Annotated in this window: 20 protein-coding genes and 1 other RNA gene; 13 read left to right on the top strand and 8 right to left on the bottom strand. The window is 40.8% G+C overall.

Going from position 1 to position 22,809, the window contains the following annotated elements; genetic code table 11:
* The first annotated feature begins 26 nt into the window (after positions 1-26).
* From D7Z94_RS23685 to D7Z94_RS23655, 7 genes are all read left to right on the top strand, one after another.
* Positions 27-1,976 (top strand): PQQ-binding-like beta-propeller repeat protein, encoded by a 1,950-nt coding sequence (locus D7Z94_RS23685; protein ID WP_158594716.1) that lies wholly within the window; start codon positions 27-29, stop codon positions 1,974-1,976.
* A 267-nt stretch (positions 1,977-2,243) separates the two neighbouring features.
* Positions 2,244-3,182, top strand: a complete 939-nt coding sequence (locus tag D7Z94_RS23680; protein ID WP_120714133.1) for an NAD-dependent epimerase/dehydratase family protein — start codon at positions 2,244-2,246, stop codon at positions 3,180-3,182.
* An 84-nt stretch (positions 3,183-3,266) separates the two neighbouring features.
* Positions 3,267-3,617, top strand: coding sequence for a DUF1801 domain-containing protein (locus D7Z94_RS23675; RefSeq protein WP_120714132.1), 351 nt, complete (start codon positions 3,267-3,269; stop codon positions 3,615-3,617).
* 1 nt (position 3,618) lies between these two features.
* Complete coding sequence (locus D7Z94_RS23670) at positions 3,619-4,005, top strand: VOC family protein (protein WP_120714377.1); 387 nt, start codon at positions 3,619-3,621, stop codon at positions 4,003-4,005.
* Between the two features lie 155 nt (positions 4,006-4,160).
* Positions 4,161-5,228 carry a ribosome small subunit-dependent GTPase A gene (gene rsgA, locus D7Z94_RS23665; protein WP_120714131.1) on the top strand — a complete coding sequence of 356 codons (1,068 nt, stop codon included), beginning with the start codon at positions 4,161-4,163 and terminating at the stop codon, positions 5,226-5,228.
* 85 nt (positions 5,229-5,313) lie between these two features.
* Complete coding sequence (gene mgrA / locus D7Z94_RS23660) at positions 5,314-6,330, top strand: L-glyceraldehyde 3-phosphate reductase (RefSeq protein ID WP_120714130.1); 1,017 nt, start codon at positions 5,314-5,316, stop codon at positions 6,328-6,330.
* A gap of 76 nt (positions 6,331-6,406) precedes the next feature.
* Positions 6,407-7,909: a TolB family protein gene (locus D7Z94_RS23655; protein WP_120714129.1), complete on the top strand. Its 1,503-nt coding sequence runs from the start codon at positions 6,407-6,409 to the stop codon at positions 7,907-7,909.
* Positions 7,910-8,011: 102 nt separating this feature from the next.
* Here D7Z94_RS23655 and D7Z94_RS23650 read toward each other — a convergent pair whose 3' ends face one another.
* Together D7Z94_RS23650 and D7Z94_RS23645 are read right to left on the bottom strand one after the other, a co-directional pair.
* Entirely contained in the window at positions 8,012-8,656 is a 645-nt protein-coding gene (locus tag D7Z94_RS23650) for an NADPH-dependent F420 reductase (protein ID WP_394347466.1), read from the bottom strand.
* Between the two features lie 79 nt (positions 8,657-8,735).
* Entirely contained in the window at positions 8,736-9,503 is a 768-nt protein-coding gene (locus D7Z94_RS23645) for a type 1 glutamine amidotransferase domain-containing protein (protein WP_120714127.1), read from the bottom strand.
* 108 nt (positions 9,504-9,611) lie between these two features.
* On the opposite strand from D7Z94_RS23645, the gene D7Z94_RS23640 reads away from it, so the two are divergent.
* From D7Z94_RS23640 to D7Z94_RS23625, 4 genes are all read left to right on the top strand, one after another.
* On the top strand, positions 9,612-9,959 hold the full coding sequence (locus D7Z94_RS23640; RefSeq protein WP_120714126.1) for a winged helix-turn-helix transcriptional regulator: 348 nt from the start codon (positions 9,612-9,614) through the stop codon (positions 9,957-9,959).
* Positions 9,960-9,979: 20 nt separating this feature from the next.
* On the top strand, positions 9,980-10,810 hold the full coding sequence (locus D7Z94_RS23635) for a cyclase family protein (RefSeq protein ID WP_120714125.1): 831 nt from the start codon (positions 9,980-9,982) through the stop codon (positions 10,808-10,810).
* 84 nt (positions 10,811-10,894) lie between these two features.
* A complete protein-coding gene (locus tag D7Z94_RS23630) occupies positions 10,895-11,398 on the top strand; it encodes a cupin domain-containing protein (protein ID WP_120714124.1) in 504 nt (167 codons plus the stop codon).
* Between the two features lie 23 nt (positions 11,399-11,421).
* Positions 11,422-11,850 (top strand): cupin domain-containing protein, encoded by a 429-nt coding sequence (locus D7Z94_RS23625; protein WP_120714123.1) that lies wholly within the window; start codon positions 11,422-11,424, stop codon positions 11,848-11,850.
* A gap of 105 nt (positions 11,851-11,955) precedes the next feature.
* Here D7Z94_RS23625 and D7Z94_RS23620 read toward each other — a convergent pair whose 3' ends face one another.
* The 6 genes from D7Z94_RS23620 to D7Z94_RS23595 form a co-directional block, all read right to left on the bottom strand.
* The gene (locus tag D7Z94_RS23620) at positions 11,956-15,015 is read right to left on the bottom strand and encodes a PVC-type heme-binding CxxCH protein (protein ID WP_120714122.1); all 3,060 of its coding nucleotides are present in this window, start codon (positions 15,013-15,015) and stop codon (positions 11,956-11,958) included.
* Positions 15,016-15,255: 240 nt separating this feature from the next.
* The gene (locus D7Z94_RS23615) at positions 15,256-15,675 is read right to left on the bottom strand and encodes a CBS domain-containing protein (RefSeq protein ID WP_120714376.1); all 420 of its coding nucleotides are present in this window, start codon (positions 15,673-15,675) and stop codon (positions 15,256-15,258) included.
* 277 nt (positions 15,676-15,952) lie between these two features.
* Positions 15,953-17,521: a ribonuclease Y gene (rny, locus tag D7Z94_RS23610; RefSeq protein WP_120714121.1), complete on the bottom strand. Its 1,569-nt coding sequence runs from the start codon at positions 17,519-17,521 to the stop codon at positions 15,953-15,955.
* 153 nt (positions 17,522-17,674) lie between these two features.
* A non-coding RNA gene (ssrS, locus tag D7Z94_RS23605) (6S RNA) lies at positions 17,675-17,784 on the bottom strand.
* 50 nt (positions 17,785-17,834) lie between these two features.
* The gene (locus tag D7Z94_RS23600; RefSeq protein ID WP_120714120.1) at positions 17,835-18,131 is read right to left on the bottom strand and encodes a cell division protein ZapA; all 297 of its coding nucleotides are present in this window, start codon (positions 18,129-18,131) and stop codon (positions 17,835-17,837) included.
* A 15-nt stretch (positions 18,132-18,146) separates the two neighbouring features.
* A complete protein-coding gene (locus D7Z94_RS23595) occupies positions 18,147-18,437 on the bottom strand; it encodes a zinc metalloprotease (protein WP_120714119.1) in 291 nt (96 codons plus the stop codon).
* A 191-nt stretch (positions 18,438-18,628) separates the two neighbouring features.
* On the opposite strand from D7Z94_RS23595, the gene D7Z94_RS23590 reads away from it, so the two are divergent.
* Positions 18,629-20,320 carry a M23 family metallopeptidase gene (locus D7Z94_RS23590; protein WP_120714118.1) on the top strand — a complete coding sequence of 564 codons (1,692 nt, stop codon included), beginning with the start codon at positions 18,629-18,631 and terminating at the stop codon, positions 20,318-20,320.
* Positions 20,321-20,325: 5 nt separating this feature from the next.
* Positions 20,326-22,794 (top strand): TonB-dependent receptor, encoded by a 2,469-nt coding sequence (locus D7Z94_RS23585; protein WP_120714117.1) that lies wholly within the window; start codon positions 20,326-20,328, stop codon positions 22,792-22,794.
* The last annotated feature ends 15 nt before the right edge of the window (positions 22,795-22,809 follow it).

Raw genomic sequence — 22,809 nt, 5'->3', positions numbered from 1 at the left:
GTTCTACCTACATAAAAAACCTACCTATGACCCCTTTTAAATCATTTTTGATATTCGCCCTACTATGTCCGCTAATGCACTTCGCACAAGTGGAGGTTAAATGGGACAAACAATTACCAACGGACATTCTATGGCAAGAGGTTACCGCCTTGGGCAACTTAATCGTAAGCTCACGAGAGGGTCTCATCGGTGTGGATACAGAAACTGGTGATATCTCTTGGAGCAGTCGTGCCCATGGCAATCTCAACAGGAATTCCTACGAAGAGTTGCCCAACAGTCCTTTTTTTACAGTTACCGTTGACAACACTTTCTATCTGATAGACCAGTTCACCGGAAATGAGGTTTTTAATTCTGCAAGTGTAGGGTTGCAGGAAATTGCAAACTATTTTTTGTTATATAATTCAGATGCTATTCTTGTCGCCGGAACCGACCGAGATGGAGAACCATTGATGGTTTCCGTTAAAATGTCGGATGGTAGCCTATCTTGGTCCATGAATGAAAAATTTGGGCGTATTATCGCGGCGAACGAACTTGGAAACAAAGAACTTCTTATCGTAACATTATTCCATAATTATAAACTCAATGCTGGCACGGGAGACATTATATGGAAAGAAGTAAATTCCAAAGAGGCCACCCAGATAGATAAAATGGGAGCATTTGGAGCTTTATTAAAAACTGCTGCCGAAAACATGGTTAAAGATACTGATATAGAACTTCGTTTCTATAAGCCCGAGGACAGAGATGTTTTCTATTTAGCATCACAGCAAGAGCGGCAATCCGCAATGACCACCTCTTCAGGGAACAATTCCGTGAGTTATACAAACCACTACAATGCTTACAATATCAAGGACGGAAGCCTGGTTTGGGAAGAAGGTTTAAAGACAAACGGAGCCCTGGGACAAGTTGCTTTCTTGGATCAAGGCCTACTTGTACTACCTGATAATGGTAATCGCACTAAAATTAACCTATTCGACTACCAAACTCAAGAAGGGCTTTGGGGAAAGAAAGGACGTGGTATTGGCATTAAAGGAGGAGTTTATGATTACTTGGATTCCGGAGACGGGATATTGTTAGTGTCTCGGACCAGCAATAACGATTTTCTAAATTTTCTTGATCCGATTGCGGGTAACATAACATTTGAGAAGCCTGTAAAGGTAGACGGAACCGTGGTGGGAATTGTGCCACTTGCCAATTCCATTCTATATATTACCACAAATTCGATGAATATCCTGGATCAACACACGGGCACACTCAAATGGAAAAAAAGTATACAGACCAGCCCTAGCCTAACCGCCGAGCACAATGGTGCCATTTATGCATTTGACTACAAATCGGGCTTGATAAAGGTCGTAGATAAGTCTACTGAACAAATCCGAGATTTGTCACAAACTGAACTCAAATTTGAGGGCAAGGAATCCCCAAGGCAACTTGAAATAATGGAAGATGGTATTTTTATTCATTCCGATCAGAATGTGGCCAAATTCAATTTTGATGGAACCCTCAGCTTTCAGGAATATTATGCCGCACCTAGGGAACCTGGATGGAAACGTGCCCTGTTATACGCGGAGTCCGTCAGAGCAGCATATATCGGTGCTGTTTCTTACTATGTTTCAGGTGCTATGGCTGCAGCGGAAGATGAGGTACGTAGGGAAGACGCATTGGCCGGGGAAATCGTCGGCCAAATGGGCAATGCCTACGGACAATTGGGCGATGCGGCGTCCAGTTATGCCGGAGCGGCTTTTAATAGGGCCAGCGCTAGGCTTAAGGCCACCAAAACAGGACGGGACTTTATGTTTATCATGTCTAAAAAAGAAAAAAATATTGTCCTTTTGAAAGTAAGTAAAATGACGGGCAAAATTGATGGCGAAATAAATCTGGGCAAGGATCGAGAGCCTATTTATGCCGTAGATGACATAACAGGTCAGGTGTATTACCGCTCGGGAAGTACCGCATTGACCTCCTACCAAGTTCGCTAAAGGCCTAACTTACTGTCAATAAACGACCCAAGCATTTTAAACATTCTCACCTTTGAAAAAATTGCGATAAGCCATAATTGAAAAGTTATGGCTTATTGGTTCTATTGGTATAATTTTGCTATATTTCCATAATATTGGCCGTGCCTCCACTTCCCCTCTTATATCGCCCATACGATAATTGAGATAGCATAGCTGATAGTTTTACGAACAAGGTCATACTTAAATTAAATTAGGATAGACCTTTAACCATTACCAAACCATTTCATTATGAAAATAGCAGGTATTATTGGAGGTTCCGGTTTTATAGGAAGCTACAACGTAAAGAAATTCTTGGAAGAAGGCTATAAAGTAAAAGTATCTACCACGGATCTTTCCAAAAAAGACAAGTATAATCACTTAAACCAATTGCCTAACTCTGAAAATTTAGTGATTTTTGAGTTGGATGTAGAAAACAAACCACAGCTTGAAAACTTTTTAGAAGGTTGCTCTATCGTAGTACATGGTGGAACTCCATTTCAACTTGACGTAAAAGATCCAAAAACCGAATTATTTGATCCGACCATCAAGGGTACTGAAAACTTTTTGGAGCTGGTTCAAAAAACATCTGGACTTGAAAAAGTTGTTTTTATAGCCTCGGTTGCCGCATGTAATACCAGTTTTCCTCTCCTCCCTCCCCACAAAAGTGAAGGCGACCAAATTTCTGAGGAAGATCCTCCATTTATGAGTGAAGAAGGTCATCCTTATGCCCAGGCAAAATTTATCGCCAACCAAACTGTTGAAAAATTCATAATGGACCATCCGAATTTAGATTTTGAAATTACAACCGTTTCACCAGTAGGAGTTATGGGTAAGGCTCTTTCCAAAAGAGAGGATTCAACGTCTATGGGGTTGCAATTTTTGTTTAAGAACAAAATAGCGCCAAACCCTTTTATTCAAATGTTTTTTGATAATGACATTTACTTTGCGATTGTGGATGTGGAAGATGTTGCCGTTTGCGTATATAAGGCGGCAACAACAAATGGTATTCACGGCAAAAACTATTTAATTTCAAGTGAAAGCTACAAAGTATCCGACATTAACCTAATGCTAAACAATAAGGAACCAGAGGGCAAACCGATTATAGTTTATAGAAACGACCTTGCCAGAAAGGAATTGGGAATCAATTTCAATCCGGCCAAGGTACCTTTAAATCGATTTTCAGAATAAAAAGGACCAAAGAAACCATCCAAGGATTTCACTTAATTCAAAGTGTCGATTTATTCACTACGTTCTCCCTATACATGGATAAAAGTGACTGACGAAAAGGATAATTTCTACCTAATCCAACCCGAACCCAACAAGAGCTGTTTGTTGGCCATGCGAGATATTGTCCTTCACATGGATGGCCAAATTACCGAGACCCAGAAATATGGAATGCCCTGTTTTTGTTATAAAGGAAAGGCTTTCTGCTATCTATGGGTGGATAAAAAAAGTAATGAACCTTATTTTCTTATGGTAGAAGGAAAGCGCTTGCATCATCCTGAACTGGAAACCGGTAGTCGATCACGGATGAAAATTTTCAGGGTAGACCCAAAGAAGGATTTACCAATTCTCAATATTGATCTGATTATGAATCAGGCATTGGATGTATACAGAAATTGAAATGAAAATAGAGCACTTAGCCCTATGGGTCCAAAATTTGGAATTGATGAAGGATTTTTATGTTACCTATTTCAACATGAAACCCAATACAAAATATGTAAATGATAAAAAGAAGTTTTCATCATATTTTCTTTCTTTTGATGGTGAAGCAAGAATTGAATTAATGCACCGACCTGATATTTCACAAGAGATAGGTAATAAAGGACAAATGAACGGAATTGCACATTTCGCGGTTTCTGTTGGAAGTAAAGATAAAGTCAATCAGCTCACCGAATTGTTAAGAAATGATGGATTTGAGATAATCGGGGAACCGAGAACCACTGGTGATGGCTATTACGAAAGTGTTATTTCTGACCCGGAAGGAAATCATATTGAGCTGACCGAATAAAACGATGTACAAAATCCAATTCCATCAAAAAGTTTTGGCGTAATCCCCTACCTCAAAAATCTTAACTTTGAACCTGCTCTATTCGTTACCTTAAACTCTGTTGAATTTCTCGTAGAAAAGCATGAGTAGGCTGTTTTGCTTAATATAAAAATACAATGACACTTCAGGATTTAGGATATAGTAACCTTTTGGAACAATTTAAAATCGAACAAAATTTAGATTCGCTTGAAATTGGTAGGGTAATCTCCGAACATAAAGAACGCTATGTTGTAAAAACTCCAAAAACGGAATTCGATGCCGAACTTTTGGGTAATTTAAGATTTACCGCGGAGAGTAGATATGATCTACCTGCTGTCGGGGATTGGGTCGCTTTTTCCGAATATGACAATAACAAGGCCATAATCCATGCGGTCTACCCAAGAATTTCTATTATGGAAAGACAAGCCGTTGGAAAAAAAGGACAAATCCAGATAATTGCCACAAATATTGATTTTGGATTGATTGTACAGGCCGTTGATAGGGATTTCAACATAAACCGATTGGAACGTTATTTAACGATCTGTAACGCTTCAAAAGTTGAGCCGATTATTGTTTTAAGCAAAATCGATTTGCTCGGTGAATCCGATTTGGAGAATATTATACATCAAATAAAACAACGAATCAAAGACGTCACAATACTTACCGTAAGTAACCAAATAGCTGAAGGATACGACAATCTGAATCAGATTATCAAAAAAGGGAAAACATATTGCCTTCTCGGCTCTTCGGGAGTCGGCAAATCAACATTGCTAAATAGTATTTCGGGAAAATCTTTGATGAAAACCGGCCATATAAGTACCAGTGTAAATAAAGGGAGGCATGTAACCAGTCACCGGGAACTGGTCGTAATGGAAAATGGCGGTATATTGATCGACAATCCGGGAATGAGGGAAGTCGGAATTTCCGATCTTTCGGACGGATTGGAAATTACCTTTGAAACCATCCTTGAATACACCCAGAATTGTAAGTTTAAGGACTGTACACATACTCAGGAAAAAGGTTGTGCGGTGTTGGAAGCCGTTGAAAATGGAAACATCGACAGTAATTCCTATGCCAATTTTCAAAAAATAGAACGGGAAAAGCTACATTTTGAATCAAGTGTTTTGGAAAAGAAAAAGAAAGATAAAAGCTTTGGAAAGCTAGTTAAACAGGTTAAGAAGCAGAGAAAACAAAATAAATACTAAGGGAGCTCTGGGGATAGTATGCATTATCCAAGAAGCGTTTTTTACTTTTAAATTTTAATGGAAATCATTTTAAACATATCAATTAATGGGTTTTGATAATCAATCAATCGGAAATTATGAAGCTGAGGAGAATCGCTATGACACCATGCCCTATCGACGTTGCGGAAGAAGTGGGCTACTATTGCCGGCTATTTCCGTAGGTTTATGGCATAATTTTGGGCATTCGGACGACTTTACCAACGCTCGGGAAATTTTGAGGACTGCTTTTGATACCGGGGTAACGCATTTCGATTTGGCCAATAACTATGGGCCTCCATATGGTGCCGCAGAAGAAAATTTTGGACGGATCTTTGAAAAGGATTTTCGGCCATATCGCGATGAATTGATTATTTCCAGCAAAGCGGGCTGGGACATGTGGCCGGGGCCTTATGGAAACTTCGGTTCCAAAAAATATCTCATCGCTAGCCTGGATCAAAGTTTACAACGAATGGGACTGGATTATGTTGACATTTTTTATCATCATCGGCCAGACCCTGATACCCCTTTGGAGGAAACTATGGGGGCATTACACCAGATTGTTCAACAAGGCAAGGCGCTCTATGTGGGCATTTCCCAATATCCAGCTGAACTAACGCGTCAGGCCGCTGAAATTCTTCAACAGATGGGTACAAAACTTTGTATTCACCAGCCCCGCTATAGTATGATGGATAGGTGGGTTGAAGATGGGTTAATGGATGAACTCGGTAGACAGGGAACCGGAGCAATAGCTTTTTCCCCATTGGAACAGGGTATTCTAACGAATAAATATCTAAAAGGAATTCCAGAAGAATCCCGGGCCGTCAAGGATGGGAGATATCTTCAGAAAGAAAAAATAACTGCGGAATTAGTGGATAAAGTACAGCGCTTGAATGCAATTGCCAAAGAAAGAGGACAAAGTATGGCTCAAATGGCAATTGCCTGGTTATTGAAGGATGAACGGATAACCTCCGTCTTGGTAGGTGTTAGTAGTTCTAAACAAATGTTGGATAACGTAAAGACCACAGAGAATTTGTTGTTTTCGGAAGGTGAGTTGAGCGAAATTGAAAAAATAATAAGCTCCTAACAGGCCATTCGTTTTGGTCTTTATTATCAAAAACAGGAATCGCAATCCGTCTTCCAAAACCTAAGGAAAATAAAACATGAAAAACAACCTCTTTTTTTCCATACTCTTTTTTTGCGCTACCATCCTCCCAATGACCGCTCAAAATACACAAGGTATTTTTGAAAACACTACGGACGTTGGGGCAGTTAAACATAAAGGTAACACGGATTACGATATGAACACCCAGACGTATACGCTGTCCGGTTCGGGTACCAATATCTGGTTTGAAAAAGATGAATTTCATTTTGCCCACAAAAAGTTGAATGGAGATTTTATTTTACGGACCCGGGGCAAATTATTGGGAGAAGGAGTAGACCCCCATCGTAAATTGGGATGGATGGTACGAACGGGATTAAAAACTGGCTCTGCCATGGTCTGTGGGACGGTTCATGGAGACGGTTTAACGGCCATTCAATATCGAAAAAAAGATGGGATGAATGTGGAGGAGGTGAAATCGCCCATTAAAATGCCGGATATTATTCAATTGGAACGGCGCGGGCGGAGTTTTTTCTTTAGTGTTGCCAAGTATGGTGAGCCTTTTTGGACGGTAGAAGTTCCCGATTTTGATTTTCCCGAGGAAATGCTTGCAGGATTGTTTATTTGCTCGCATAATGCTGATGTTGTGGAGAAAGCTGAATTTGAAAATGTTCGAATTGTTCTTCCTGCTCCTACAGATTTTGTTCCCTATACAGATTACATCGGCAGTCACTTGGAGTTAATGGAAGTAGAAACCGGAAAGAGAAAAATTATATATTCCGTAAAAAACTCCATTCAAGCACCCAATTGGACCTCCGACAATAAGGCCTTGATCTACAATAGTGAAGGTTTACTATATCGGTACGATTTGGCAACCGACAAATCTTCGGTACTCCACACTGATTTTGTAGCGAAAAACAATAATGATCATGTTTTATCCTTTGACGGTAAAATGCTCGGATTGAGCAGTTCCAGTGGCGAGCTTGAAGATGGTTCGTTAATCTATACGGTTCCAGTCTCGGGCGGGGTTCCGAAAAGGATAACGGCCAAAGGTCCGAGCTATTTGCATGGTTGGTCGCCAGATGGAAAATGGCTTACCTATACCGCGGGAAGGAACGACATTTACAACATTTATAAAATCCCATCTGACGGAAGCGGCCCAGAAATCAAATTGACGGACAAACCGACTCTGGATGATGGGTCCGAATATAGTCCGGATGGGAAATATATCTATTTTAATTCTGCTAGAACGGGTACCATGGAATTATGGCGCATGCATCCTGATGGGAGTCATCAAGAACAACTGACCAATGATGACCTTCAAAATTGGTTTCCCCATATTTCGCCAAATGGTAAATGGATTGTTTTCTTATCATATCTGCCAGAAGTGGATGCCGCTGACCATCCCTTTTACAAACATGTATATCTGAGAAGAATCCCGGTTGGCGGTGGAGAGGCCAAAGTAATAGCCTATCTCTATGGTGGACAGGGAACCATAAATGTCCCAAGTTGGTCACCAGATGGGAAATACATAGCCTTTATCAGTAATTCCGTAGTTGAGTAAGTAAAGGAAAATATCCTATCTATGCCACTTATGGTGGGGGTATATTACATTTAAAGTTTTAATACAGCTTCCTGTTTATACGATATTTTCTTTTTTTCCAGGCTATCGCTCCAAATAGGCCCAAGTGAAGTTCGGATGGTGCCCGTTGGCCCGGACCATCTTGACCCAAAGGAGGGTCATATGTTCCAAATGTAAGGCTTGTGGCAAATTGCCAACATCCAATGTTTCAAACCCCATATCGGTATTTAACAAGGAAACTTGATTTTTGGCCTCGACATCGTTGCCAGCTATAAGCATTACGGGTTTCACATCGTAATTCGGAAAATCAGTATTCATCAGGTTCTCGTAGCCATAGATAGTATAGGACTTTACAACTTTGGCATCCGGAGCCCATTCCTGTACTTTCTCGGCACCCGATATTTTGCTTTCCAATCCATGGGAAATTCCCGCTCCAACAGGATTGGTGCAGTCTATCAATGTTTTTCCATGAAACCGAATAGGTTCCAAGATAGAATGGTTGATCCCAAAAGGTGTAGCTAAAAAAACAATATCGGATTCGCCCACAGCTGCTTGAACAGGTAAAACTGAAAAATTTGGGTTTTTCTCTTTCGTCGCCTGTACACTTGAGCTTTTTACATCGTTGTGGGCAATGATAATTTCATGTCCCTTTTTTTGCAGGTTATTGGCTAATGCAAATCCCACATTACCGATTCCAATAAATGCCAGTTTCATATGCTCTTGTTTTATAATGACTCGGGTGAGGCAGTAAATTTATAAAATTGTCCTACTTGGAACGATGACGCTGCTACCCTAAAATTATGTATTACTATCCATCCAATTGTTCTACAACGAGTCTTGCCGCCGCTGCACCAGAATTTTGCTGCTGCCCGGTTATTAAATTCCCGTCTGCTATGGCATAGGAAGAAAAGGGAACTGCTACCTTAAAGCGGGTATTTGGCATTTTTCTGGCCTCCTCCTCTATGCGGTAGGGTTGTATTTTTTGACCCACGGCATTATCGGCATAGTCTTCCTCAGCATCGGAAAATCCAGTCCAGGTTTTATCATCTACAACAAGGTTTCCGGTACTGGTTTTGGCTTCCAACAATAACGTGGTGGCATGGCAAACTACCGCACTCGGCTTTCCGGTTTCATAAAATCTCACAAAAAGGTTTTCCAATGCCTTGTTTCCTTTATAAGTATACATGGGTCCCTGGCCACCTACAAGGAAAATAGCCATATAATCATCCGAATTGACTTCGGACAATTTTTTGGTATTTCCCAACATTGTATTGAACCAATCCAATTGCATGTACCCCAAGGAAATGATATCGTGAGCGGAATAACCACTTGAATCAGTCGGATCCGAGTAAGCGTCCATTTCTATTTTACCACCTTCCGTAGAAGCCAAATCTACCTCATATCCGGCTTCCTGAAAAACATGAAGTGGATGTGTCAACTCGGCTGCCCAAAAACCAATAGGCCACCCCGTCTGTTTTGAAATGGTAGGGCTACTGACCACCATCAAAATTTTGCCTTTGATCTGCATGCCATGTGAATGTACATAGGCTTGCGCCTCTTTGATTGAACTTGCCATTTTTTTATTTTTTGATTATCCAAATTTAGAAGTTATACTTACCTTTGGCAATATACTTACCAAAGAGAGAGGTACTAACTTTTTGGAAAGTATTAATAAAATTGGATTATGCCAGAATTTCTGTATAACAACAAACTGTATTACAACCCTGTGGAGTTTGCCATGGATAGAATTGGAGGTACATGGAAGATGCCAATTTTATGGAGGTTAAAGAATAGGGTTATGCGATTTGGTGAATTGCGCAAGGATATTCCCCATATAACGGACAAAATGTTGACCTCCCAATTACGACAATTGGAGGCCGAGGGTTTTATACATCGAGAAGTTTATCCTGTAGTCCCTCCCAAGGTGGAGTATTCGATAACGCCAAAGGGCAAAACGGCCATTCCCATTATAGAAACCATACGGAATTATGGGCTTGAACTTATGAAGAAAGAGGGGATACCCACAAAATAGAACAAAATACATAACATGTCATGAAAACTACCTTTGTGTATTTCTTGGTTGGTATAAGTATACTTTTAAGTTGCAAGGATCAACCCCATCCTGAAAAAGTGCTTTCCATTGCGGATGACCAACAAGTTTCGTTTGATCAAATTGTAGATTTGACCCATGTCTTTTCTGAAGAGACCGTATATTGGGTGACTGCCAAGGAATTTGAATTTGATATCGTAGCCCAGGGAGAAACGGATAAGGGGTATTATTACTCCGCGAACAACTTTGCAACTGCAGAGCATGGCGGGACCCATATTGATGCTCCCATTCATTTTTCGGAAAAAGGGCAGACCGTGGATGAAATCCCGCTTCACAATTTAATGGGTGAGGCCATTAAGATCAATATTTCCGCAAAGGCTTTGGGCAATCCCGATTATCAAATAAGCACTGAAGACTTCATGAATTGGGAAAAGGAAAAGGGTACCCAAATTCCGGATGGTAGCATCATCTTGCTTGAAACAGGTTTCTCAAAATTTTATCCTGATAAAATAAAATACCTCGGGACGGATCAGCGTGGTGAGAAGGCCGTTCAATTACTTCACTTTCCAGGACTGTCCCCCAAAGCGGCACAATGGTTGGTAGATCATCGTAAAATAAAATCGATCGGAATCGATACGCCCAGTATTGATTATGGTCAGTCCCAATACTTCGAGACTCACGTGATCCTTCTTGGCCAAAACATTCCCGCTTTTGAGAACCTGACGAATTTGGATAAGCTTCCAGAAACAGGGTTTAAGGTAATTGCATTGCCGATGAAAATAAAGCAGGGAAGTGGTGCTCCATTACGAATTGTTGCTTTGTTAGGCAATTGATTATAAAACATAAAGCCCATAAAAATGGGTATTAAAAAATTCACATATTTTTACTCCATCGGATAGCAACAATAGTTCACTAGAATGAAAGATATTGAAGAAATCATTCAAAATTTAGAGTTGAAACCTCATCCAGAGGGTGGATATTTTAGAGAAACCTATAGAAGTGCTGGTACCATAGACCAAAAGAGCTTAGGTGATGCCTATTCGGGTTTACGGAATCAAGCTACTTGTATTTATTTTCTTCTTACTTCCAAGGCGTTTTCTGCTTTTCACAAAATACGGCAGGATGAAATTTGGCATTTTTACAAGGGCTCTCCAATAGAATTGCATATGATTTCACCAAACGGTGATTACTCTAAAGTAAGAATTGGCAATAGTTTTAACAAAGGAGAGCTACCTCAGTTCGTTGTGCCCGGAGGATATTGGTTTGCAGCGGAGACTTTAAGCAAAGGAGCATACTCGTTAGTGGGGTGTACCGTTTCCCCAGGATTCGATTTTAAGGATTTTATCCTTGGGAATCGACAAACGCTACTATCTCAATTTCCACAACACAGTGAAATCATATCCAGGTTTACCAGAGTATAGCACTTTATAAATTTTGATTCGATATGAAAAAAGCTTTAATTTTTTTACTTTTTACAGGTATCGTAATGACTTCCTGTCGTGAAAAAAACCTAGGGGAAATTGAAGTGCTTACTTTGGTGGATACCACCAAGAGTTGGGATGGAAATAAACTTCCCAAATACCCAGAAGGCCAACCCAATGTAAAAATATTGAAATTCACCATTCCTCCAAAAACCAAACTTCCCCCTCACGAACATCTTGTTATTAACGCAGGCGTATTGCTTAGCGGAGAACTAACCGTGGTGGACGAAAACAACAACAAACTATATCTAAAAGCTGGTGATCCTATTGTGGAGTTGGTCAATACCATTCACTATGGGGAAAACGAAGGCACAGAACCTGCCGAGATTATCGTCTTTTATGCTGGAGCAAAGGATATCCCCATTACGCTAAAAAAGAAAATGAAAAACTGAATCCTATACATGTATAATCTTCATTGATTTCGGGGCGAAACAAAGGAATCATAACACATTCCTGAAAGATTTCTTCTCTACATTTGCTTAGGGCAGGGCATCGTATTAATTAGATGCCACAATTTCTTCCTCGACTTTTAGCGTTGTTAAATATTCAACAAGATTTATTAAATCCCCTTGGGACATTACTTTGTGTAGCCCCTGTGTCATTAGAGATTGATTCATGGCTTCCAATTTTTCGATATTAGTCAATTGAATTGTGGTCTGGGTCCCTCCCATCATTTTTAAGGCAAGTTCGTCTTCCGTCTGGCTTAGGATATATCCAACATAGGTCTTACCATCTTTCATTTTAACCGTATACCCTTCATATCCAAAATTAATTCCAGCACTTGGATAAATAATACTGGAGTATAAGGATTGCTTGGAAAGTTTGTTTCCTATGTCCGTCAAGGCAGGTCCAAATTCTATTCCCGTGGTACCGGCCCTATGACATGAACTACAATAGGTATCGTAAACTTCTTTGCCCGCCAATGCATCTCCTTTTTGTTCGATCAACGTTTCGATATTCCATTCGGCCGTTTCGCTCCCAGTTAAATACTTTGGTGCATTGGCACGAATTTCAGCGTCCCAACTGTTCATCAGTTTTAGCACGGCGGTTGTTTTATATTCCTCGGCCAAGTCATCGTTCTGGAGCATTTCATATAACCTATGTCGTCCGTCCCATGTATTTCCCAAACCTTCTACCACTCTTTTTTTTAGAGGCCCGTCAAATTCTTCCTCATCCAGACTTTCCACCAGCATTGTAATTGCCGAAGAATCGTTGATATTTCCAATTATACCTAGAAGCTCCATCTTTTTTGATTCTTCTATACCGGATTTCAAATGACTCATTACTAATTCCTTACCCCCATATCCAAACAACACTCCGGCCGCCTCCTTCCGCAAATCTCCATCCGCCTCCGTATTGGACACCAAACGTAACAAAGGTTCATTTTGATCTTTTAGGCCTAGGTTTTTAACGGCCATTAACCACTCTGCCGTACCTTCAATTTTGGGCAAAACACTTTTGACGATTCCTATGTTTTTTCTAGAACTATTGACAAAGTCTTCATCAAGCTGTCCAATGGCCAATGCGCTAATTTGATTGTTTAACGGATGCTCGGTTCTCAAGAGATCCAATATTAAATGGTTCTTTTGGGGATGTTCCTTAAAGGCGAATGCCCGGAAATAAGAAGGTAGAATTTCCTTGGAGACCTCCTTGTCCTGAATCATCTCCGAAAGCATCGGAACGGAGGCATCCGCTCTTGTACGCCATACGATTTCATGGCCTGCAAGATTTTTCCAATCTGCTCTTATAGCAGATTTCCAAGCATTGAAGTACAGATTGGGATAGACGTCCGAACCAATTCCCAAGGCTTCCAAATACCAGCGGTCCCCACCTTGATATTTTTTCGCAAGTTCCGCCCAAAGCTCAGCTGCTTTTGGAGTTCCCAAATGCCGCAATGCAATGGTGACCTCCCTCCTAACCTGCATGGAAGCATCGTTCACCATTTGGCTTAGATAGGTCTCCAATTTATTTTTTAGGAGATACCGTGCCATACGGATACCCTGTACTCTGTATTTGGAATCCGTGTCCGCCAGTGCTAATTCTACATAATCACCGGTCTTGGAATTGATTTGGGCACCAAGCCATAATGCCCTTGCCTTTGCAATACCTCCTTGGGCAATAAGTTCCCCTAAAATGGGTTCGGCCTCCTCTTGCATGGAATGCAACTTTTGCCATCCTTGATAAAATACGTCCATGTTATCCGAGAGCAACGCGGCTTTTGCGCCTTTTGCCGTTTTAAAATCGAATTTAGGAGGTTCATATCCATCTTTAACAGAAAGATGATAAACCCTGCCTTGGGCAATATCTTCCGCCTTATGGCCTCCCACACCACCATCATACCAATCTGAAATAAAAAGTGATCCATCCGGAGCAACGGCAACATCGTCCGGTCTAAACCAATCATCCTCACTCTTTACTAACTCATGAATCTTAGCGCTGTACCCAGCTCCCTTTTCCTCCACGATGTAAGACCTGACCACATTATGACCCGGTTCGGCATGTATTAATTGATGGTGATATTTTTCGGGTAGGAGCGTATCCTCATAAACCAGAATGCCACAAGGAGAACCCGAACCTGTTTGCAGCATATTAGGAACAGAGCCCGGATCGTTCAAATGCCAATGCCGTTTCGGAACCTCATCATGCCAACCCGTTCTGCGTTCTCGCCAATTTTCACCGGTCAGAAGATCTTTAAACCCGTAATTTCCATACTCCATAAGATAGTTGATACGGGTACCCCTATTGCCATCGTCATCGTTATCGGACTGCCATAGACCTCCATAGGAATCAACGGTAACCTCATATGGATTTCTAAAGTTATGCCCCAATACTTCTATATTGGAACCATCCAATTCACATCGAAATGCCATACCTTCCCGATACGGACTTCCGGAATTGTCAATGGTATTTCCATAAATGTCCTTAAGGGGATTTCCGTTTTTGTCCAGTAATTGTTTACCATTGTTTCCAAAGTTAAAATACAATCTACCATCAGGTCCAAAAACAAATGCATGTACGCCATGGTCATGATCTTCTCCCTCCATCCCGGTAAAAAGTATCTCCTTGGAATCAGGTTTATCATCACCGTCCTCATCCGTAAAGACAAGAACGTTGGGGCTTTTGGAAACAATTACCTTGTTTCCCAGTACGGCTATACCCAAGGCTGAATTAACGTCCTCCCCCTGGTAAAAAACCTTGGACGTATCGGCCGCCCCGTCTCCATCCGTATCCTCCAAAATTAAGATACGATCACCCTTATCATCATAGGTGTTATCCGGGTTGGCGAACAATCTATAGTTTCTACCCTCACAAAGCCATATTCTACCCCTGGCATCAATGGCTAAATTCGTGGGGTTCGTTACCATAGGTTCCGAAGCAAATAATTCCAGTTGGAGGCCCTCTGCCACTTTCATTGAGGACATGGCATTTTCCGATTTCCGTTTTTCACTTTCCGAAAGATTGTCAAAATCGATACTCGGTTTTTTGTTTTGACATGAAGAATGTGTTCCGAAGACAAAAACTATAATCGGAACCCAGAGTAGTTTTTTAATGTCCATTATATCTTAGGATAGAATTCTAATAAGCAATATGTAGTGTACCCCATAAAGTTATAGAAAAATATCCAGGAAGGATTCCAAAGGTAAAATCCGATTACTTTTCGAGTATTTCCTTTTAGTTTAGGATAATCAAATGCGAAAATACATGTTGGAAGTCCATAGTGGTGATGTCACAAAAGAATATAGTTTCGCAAGGATACTTCATTCATCCAATGTTCACCAAAAATTTTCAAGGGTCCCCTAAAATTGCTCAAGCAAATAATTGATCAAATCCGTGGTTGTAACTATTCCCACCAATTTTCCATCATCCACCACGGGAATCGCATGAAATTCCCTATCCGATAGGATTTCCGCAACCTCCTGTACGGAAGCCGTAGACGGAACACTGATCAAGGTTTTGGCCATTACCTGCCCAATTGTAAACATGTTGTAAACCATGGTTTCTACGGATTCCTCATCCTCATCTACGGCATCGGCGAAGCTAATCCGTAAAAGGTCGGTATAGCTTAACATTCCTATAATCTTTTCTCCAGAAACTACTGGAATATGTCGAATACGGTGCTTTTTGAAAAGAAGTTCCGCAGTTTCCAAATTATCTGCATTGTTCAGTGTAATAACGTTCCTGGTCATTATTACCGATACGGGTGTTTGCTTTTTCATCTTTTCGGGTTTAAAAATCATTTTAAAGATAGAATTCAAAACCCCTAAAAAGTATGATAAAAGTCATTGACCATCGAGGAGCGAAACAATATTTTTGCAAAGTTTCAAGCGTATCCCAACACCATAAAAAAGGAAATTAGAAGTAATATGCCCTTGGAAAAGTTACAAAAGGTTTCTGTTGGCAAATTCAACCAGTACTTACTTTTTCGAATTAGCGTCCGGTAAGGAAGGAAAAGACACTTTTCCCGGGGCTTTCCTTAATTATAGGCTGTAAATCTTATTTGGCAACGTTTACGGATCGGGTTTCCCGAATTACGGTTATCTTCACTTGTCCTGGATAAGTCATATCCGTTTGAATTTTTTGCGAAATCTCAAAAGACAACTGTGCCGCTTTGTCATCACTCACCTTTTCACTTTCCACGATTACACGAAGCTCTCTACCTGCTTGTATGGCATAGGCTTTTTGGACACCTCCAAAACCGAAGGCAATGTCTTCCAAATCCTTGAGTCGCTGTATATAAGAATCCAATACTTGCCTACGTGCACCAGGCCTTGCTCCACTAATGGCATCGCAGACCTGAACTATAGGAGAAATAAGGGTTTTCATTTCAATCTCGTCATGGTGGGCGCCTATAGCGTTGCAAACATCTGGCTTTTCGCCAAATTTATCGGCCCATTGCATCCCTAAAATGGCGTGTGGTGTCTCCACTTCCGCTTCGGTATTGGGTACCTTACCAATATCATGCAATAGTCCAGCTCGTTTGGCCAATTTTGGATTGAGACCCAATTCAGCTGCCATTACGCCGCACAGCTTGGCAACTTCCCTGGAATGCTGTAATAAATTTTGACCGTAGGAGGACCGGTATTTCATTCTTCCCACTGCTCTAATTAACTCGGGGTGCAACCCATGTATACCTAAGTCAATAACTGTACGTTTACCTACTTCTACGATTTCTTGTTCTATTTGTTTTTCCGTCTTTTTTACGATTTCCTCGATACGTGCCGGATGTATACGGCCATCCGTCACCAATTTATGCAGGGACAACCTTGCTACTTCTCGACGCACAGAGTCAAAACAGGACAATATGATCGCCTCCGGGGTATCGTCTACAATAATTTCAACTCCGGTTGCCGATTCCAAGGCCCTGATATTCCTACCTTCCCTACCAATAATCCGGCCTTTTACATCATCGGATTCCAAGTTAAAGACGGAAACACAATTTTCTACCGCTTCCTCCGTACCTATGCGTTGGATGGTATTTATGACAATCTTTTTCGCTTCCTGTTGCGCCGTTAATTTGGCCTCTTCCAAAGTGGTTTGCATATAGGCCATAGCGTCGGTCTTGGCAGTTTCTTTAAGGGACTCCAACAATTGGCTCTTAGCTTCTTCGGCAGAAAGACCGGAAATAACCTCTAATTGCTGTACTTGGCTTTTATGCAATTTTTCAAGTTCGGATTGTTTTTTTTCATAGAACTCTGTCTTATGATCCACATCCTTCATTTTCCTTTCAAGTTGCTCGTTCAGCTTTTTATTCCGCGCCAGCTCATTACTTATCTGAGACTCTTTGTCCCGGGTTCTCTTTTCCGCTTCTGCAATTTTTTTGTTTTTATTGATAATGACTTTTTCATGTTCCGCCTTAAGCTCCAAGAACTTTTCCTTGGCTTGGAAAATCTTATCCTTTTTAGTAGTCTCCCCTTCCAATTTAGCACCTTTAATAATTGATGCCGCTTCCCTTTTGGCGTTTGTTATAGTTTTTGAAGCCTTGCCCTTCTCCATAAACTTGGCAATGACAAAACCTACAATAAGTCCAATGATTCCCGTTATTATTGCTATAGTGCTTTCCATATTATCGAAAATTAAAATTGTTAATCTGCTTGCACAAACAGATTTCGCCCCGTAGCGAAATTAATGTGACCAACGATTTTGATGAGTATTTCTGCTATCATCAAAAATGGGGTCTTATCCATAAAAAAAGCCCACATTGGAGAAGTTTTGTACAAACTCCTATAAACAAGTTTAGGGCTAACAGACTGCTCAAGGATCCTTATACTAGTAAGGCCTGCTTTTACAACCTAAACTCACCCTTTTCAAACAAATTAGTGTTGAGTTCGTCAAAAGATAATACCAATGTGGGCAGTAACTATGTATTTAAAAGAACTTATTTTAAGCTTAGTTTGGAATTAACAAGATCATCCAGCGCCCTTAGGCGTTCCTTGGCCTTTTTGGTCCCTTCGGACTGGTCAATACCACCTTGCTCTATTTTTGAAGCAAACTGCAGCGCGCACATGGCCAGCACATCTTGTTTATCCCTAACAGCATAGTTTTGCTCAAACTTTTTGGCCAATTGTTCAATATTCTTGGCCGCTTTCCGCAGTCCTTCTTCCTGGGAAGGGTCAATCGTTAAAGGATATACCCTATCTGCAATTGAAAGTTTGATCTTTAACCTTTCCTGCATTATAATTTTTAAGCATTATTCCGAGAGCTGGGCTATGCAATGATCCAACTCCCTGATCAATGTGTTTATCTTAAGCTTAGCTTCTGTTTTGTTTGTATTACTGCCCAGCATTGAATTAGCGAGTTTTAGCGAATTGTATTTTTCCTGCCATTCCGCGACGGAATCCAGAGTACTGTCCCTATCGCTTTTTACCGCCATCAATTCATTTTCAAGCTTTGAATTGGCCTGTTGGAGTAATTCCATTTTGCGCAACAACTTGCTAATTTTGTTCTCCAAGGAATCAACAATTTGTACCAATTCGCTCATGTAGCTTTTCAATGCATGTTACACAAAGTTAACATACATCTAACGACTTAGCAATACTTTTTTCAATTATTCTTGAAGCAATACTTTAATTGAGCATAAATCGTTGAGTACTATGGTACGTCTATATTTGGATCAATGTGCTTTCAAGGATTCAAAGTGATTAATTACTTTCGTACCCACATATTCATGTTATGCGAAAAGTTGTTTTAGGAGTACTCTTGCTAAATTGTATGACCATATGGGGACAGGAAAATTATCCTAAAGATGCTTTTAGATCTCCTATGGATATCCCGCTTATCTTGGCAGGAACCTTTGGGGAATTGCGCTCAAATCATTTTCATGCCGGTATTGATATAAAAACACAGCAAAGACAGGGACTACCCATCTACGCCATTGGAGATGGAAGCGTTACACGTATTAAAATATCACATTGGGGGTATGGTAAGGCAATCTATGTGGCACATCCCAATGGATATACTTCGGTTTATGGACATCTCAGAAAATTTTCACCCAGCTTGGAGGAATACATCAAAAAAATACAATACCAAAAAAGATCCTATGAGGTGGAAATATTCCCGGATTATGGAGAACTAAAGGTAGCAAAAGGTGAAGTAATCGCCTACAGTGGTAATACCGGTGGATCCTCCGGTCCCCACCTCCATTTTGAGATACGGAGCAGTATCTCGGAAAAACCTACAAATCCCTTATTATATGGGTATGAGGTAAGGGACGCCACCAACCCTACAGTATTAAAACTTTATGGGTTTCCGCTCTCCAAAGATGCCCAAATAAACCAAAGTCGGAATAAAATACAAATCAACTTTTCAAAGCAGAAGGACGGTACTTTCCTTACGGATAAAGTTCGGGCTGCGGGCACCATCGGTTTTGGTTTTGTTGGACATGACAGACAGGATATGGCAGCTAATAAAAACGGGGTCTACTCAGTACAACAATTGGTAAATGGAAAGATATATTCTGACTATAATTTTGAGAAATTCTCATTTTCCGAATCCCGGTATATTAATACATTGATAGACTACCATCACTTCGGAAAGTACAAACAGCGTATTCAAAAATCCTTTAAGTCGCCAGGAAATCGACTTAGTATATATAACACCCTTCATAACGATGGAAAGATCGTGGTTAGGGAAGGCCTAAGTTATAATGTTGAGTTGTTGATCAAGGATTTTGAAGGCAACCTTGTTAAATTACGTATTCCAGTAGAAGGCAAAAAGGAAACGATAAAAAAGGAACGGGAAGAAAAAAAGACCGATTATTATGTAATTGCCAAAAAACCGAATAATTATGATTTGGGGGCGGCCAAGGTATATTTTCCATCGAATACCTTTTATGAGGATTTTTATTTGGATTTGGAAAAAGGAGAGGATACGGTTAAAATCCACAACAACACAGTTCCTGCCCACCGTAATTTTACGATAACCTTTGATACTTCAAAATATTCAGAAAACGAACGCAAACAGCTGTTTATAGCACGTCTGGACAAGAAACTTAAGCCCAATTACACTTCTACCTATAAAAGAGGGGACGTGTTTACCGCCAGAACGCGAAATCTAGGTACTTACACCTTGGCCAAGGACACCACGGCCCCAAAAATCCGAACCAAGAATTTTAAAGCAAAGCAGTGGCTCAACAATTACCGTTACCTAAGCCTTTATATCGCGGACGATCTGAGTGGTATCGATTCTTATTCGGCAACCTTGAACGGTGAATGGATCTTAATGGAATATGAACCCAAAACCAAAACCCTTACGTATAATTTTGATGATGTTATTTTGGACAAAAAGCAGTGTGAGCTAAAGGTTGTGGTAACCGACAATGTCGGAAACAGTAGTACCTTATCAACAATATTTTATAGAAAATAAGGGGTTTGAAATGCCTAAAGTACATTCTTGCGCTTCTGATATTCTGTCTTGCCTTTTTCGCAAATGCACAGACTGCCACTATTACGGGCGTAATTTTGGATGAAAGGAAGGTACCGCTTTCCAATGTAAATATTTCTTCAGGCAGAACAGGTACATTTTCCGATGCAAATGGGTTTTACTTGTTAGAAATCGTTGCGGATGAAAAAACAACGATTACCTTTTCGCATTTAGGACATAAAAGTGTTATTCTTAAGGATTTGATACTTATCACCAACGAGACATACGAGTTTAATCCGATAATGAAGGTGGACGCTATCCAAATTGACGGGATTACCGTTACCCCCACCGGCAGGAAAAGTGTAGAAGGTATTGCCGTAATAGCTCCCCAGGAATTACGAAAAATACCAGGGGCCAATGCTGGAGTAGAAAATATCTTAAAACTATTGCCTGGAGTTTCTTCCAACAACGAATTGAGCACGCAATATTCAGTCCGTGGTGGAAATTATGATGAAAATCTGGTTTATATTAATGAAATAGAGGTGTACCGCCCTTTTCTTGTCCGATCGGCGCAACAAGAAGGCCTAAGTTTCGTAAACAGCGATATGGCAAAGGACGTGAGTTTTTCACCTGGTGGGTTTCAAGCAAAATACGGGGACAAACTATCTTCGGTATTGGACATCACCTACAAAAACCCGGTCAACTTTGGCGCGCAATTGGATTTAAGTCTCCTAGGGGCAAGTGCCGTGGTGGAAACTGTTTCCAAAAACAAAAATTTCACTAGTATCTCCGGTGTTCGTTATCGCAACAATAGCCTTCTTGTAAATAGCCAACAAACCAATGCCAACTTCAATCCAGTCTTTGCCGATGTACAGAGTTACATGACCTATAGGTTTTCGAAAAAATTCCAGTTAGGTTTCCTGGGGAATATCTCCCTAAACGATTATCAAAATGAACCCTTGAACAGACAGACCAATTTCGGAACCTTGAACGACCCCAGAGCACTTGTCGTTTTCTACCAAGGTAGGGAAAACAATGCCTATAATACGCAATTGGCCGCCTTAAAGGGCGATTATTTTTTGAATGAAAAAGTGAATCTAAAACTTATTTCGTCCATTTACCATAATACGGAGGAAGAATACTCGGATGTAGTGGCCCAATATGAACTGGGCGAAATAGATACCAATCTTGGCAGCGAGACCTTGGGTGAGGTAACCTCATCCAGAGGTTTGGGTTCACAAATTAACAGGGCCAGAAACGATTTGGACGCCCTTATCCTAAATATTTCACATAAGGGTAACTATGCACATAACGAAAGAGCATTGGAATGGGGTGTTAAATACACACATGAGGATATTAGGGACCAATTGAGGGAATCCGAGTTTATAGACTCCGCCGGGTTTTCTGTACGTCCTCCCTTTCCAGAATTCAACAATAACGAACCTGGGGAACCCTTTACAGCTCCCTTGGTGCCCTTTGAGGGAATAAATTCCCGGAATTTCGTGAAGACCAATCGTTTTTCCGGTTTCATTCAATTTAGCGACCGGAAAGCATGGAATGGCAATGATATTTACTACAATATCGGAATACGCTCTCAGCACTGGACGGTTAGTGGAACCAATGTGGCCAAGACATCCCATACCATTTTTAGCCCAAGGGCGCAATTGGCAATAAAACCCAATTGGGAGAAGGATATGCTCTTTAGAATCTCCGGAGGAATATATCAACAACCTCCTTTTTATAGGGAGTTAAGAGACAGCTTAGGTATTGTGCGTCCTGAAGTAAAGGCCCAGAAATCGCTTCATCTCGTTGTGGGCAACGAATATAGCTTTACCCTTTGGAACAGGCCTTTTACCCTTATCGGGGAAGGGTACTATAAAAAGCTGGACAACGTAAATCCGTATACCCTGGAGGATGTTCGCATCCGGTATAGGGCAAACAATAGTGCAAAAGCATACGTCTATGGCGGAGAACTAAGAATGAGCGGCGCTTTTGTACCGGGAACGGAATCTTGGGTAAGTATTGGTTATCTTAAAACGGAGGAGAACATTAATGATAGGGGCTATATTTCCAGACCTACCGACCAACGTTTGAAATTAGGGGTTCTGTTCCAAGATTACATCCCGGACATCCCTAACTTAAGAATGTATTTGAACTTGGTTTACAACACCGGGGTACCCGGGGGTTCTCCAAGCTATGCGGACCCTTATGTTTTTCAGAATAGATTAAGAGATTATAAAAGGGCAGATCTAGGAATTTCCCATATTTTTGTAAATGGGGATAAAACATACCCAAAAGACCATTGGTTATATAGTTTCAAGGAGTTGAGCGTAGGGTTTGAAGTATTCAATCTTTTTAACAACCAAAACTCAATTACCAATACCTGGGTCAGGGATGTGGACAGTAAACAGCAGTTTGCCGTACCGAATTTTATGACTGCACGGGTTTTGAACCTGCGTCTAAGTATGGGCTTTTAACCGTCCTCGAAGATT

It is taken from the genome of Ulvibacterium marinum (assembly GCF_003626755.1).
GTDB lineage: Bacteria > Bacteroidota > Bacteroidia > Flavobacteriales > Flavobacteriaceae > Ulvibacterium > Ulvibacterium marinum.
The sequence above is the reverse complement of the archived record's forward strand: the minus strand, read 5'-3'. Positions and strand labels throughout refer to the sequence as shown.

Bases quoted from the DNA above. Each gene is read 5' to 3' on its own strand.
- D7Z94_RS23685 (WP_158594716.1), top strand. From the start codon at position 27: ATGACCCCTTTTAAATCATTTTTGATATTCGCCCTACTATGTCCGCTA.
- D7Z94_RS23680 (WP_120714133.1), top strand. From the start codon at position 2,244: ATGAAAATAGCAGGTATTATTGGAGGTTCCGGTTTTATAGGAAGCTAC.
- D7Z94_RS23670 (WP_120714377.1), top strand. From the start codon at position 3,619: ATGAAAATAGAGCACTTAGCCCTATGGGTCCAAAATTTGGAATTGATG.
- rsgA (WP_120714131.1), top strand. From the start codon at position 4,161: ATGACACTTCAGGATTTAGGATATAGTAACCTTTTGGAACAATTTAAA.
- mgrA (WP_120714130.1), top strand. From the start codon at position 5,314: ATGGGTTTTGATAATCAATCAATCGGAAATTATGAAGCTGAGGAGAAT.
- D7Z94_RS23655 (WP_120714129.1), top strand. From the start codon at position 6,407: ATGAAAAACAACCTCTTTTTTTCCATACTCTTTTTTTGCGCTACCATC.
- D7Z94_RS23645 (WP_120714127.1), bottom strand. From the start codon at position 9,503: ATGGCAAGTTCAATCAAAGAGGCGCAAGCCTATGTACATTCACATGGC.
- D7Z94_RS23640 (WP_120714126.1), top strand. From the start codon at position 9,612: ATGCCAGAATTTCTGTATAACAACAAACTGTATTACAACCCTGTGGAG.
- D7Z94_RS23635 (WP_120714125.1), top strand. From the start codon at position 9,980: ATGAAAACTACCTTTGTGTATTTCTTGGTTGGTATAAGTATACTTTTA.
- D7Z94_RS23630 (WP_120714124.1), top strand. From the start codon at position 10,895: ATGAAAGATATTGAAGAAATCATTCAAAATTTAGAGTTGAAACCTCAT.
- D7Z94_RS23625 (WP_120714123.1), top strand. From the start codon at position 11,422: ATGAAAAAAGCTTTAATTTTTTTACTTTTTACAGGTATCGTAATGACT.
- D7Z94_RS23620 (WP_120714122.1), bottom strand. From the start codon at position 15,015: ATGGACATTAAAAAACTACTCTGGGTTCCGATTATAGTTTTTGTCTTC.
- D7Z94_RS23615 (WP_120714376.1), bottom strand. From the start codon at position 15,675: ATGAAAAAGCAAACACCCGTATCGGTAATAATGACCAGGAACGTTATT.
- rny (WP_120714121.1), bottom strand. From the start codon at position 17,521: ATGGAAAGCACTATAGCAATAATAACGGGAATCATTGGACTTATTGTA.
- D7Z94_RS23600 (WP_120714120.1), bottom strand. From the start codon at position 18,131: ATGCAGGAAAGGTTAAAGATCAAACTTTCAATTGCAGATAGGGTATAT.
- D7Z94_RS23595 (WP_120714119.1), bottom strand. From the start codon at position 18,437: ATGAGCGAATTGGTACAAATTGTTGATTCCTTGGAGAACAAAATTAGC.
- D7Z94_RS23590 (WP_120714118.1), top strand. From the start codon at position 18,629: ATGCGAAAAGTTGTTTTAGGAGTACTCTTGCTAAATTGTATGACCATA.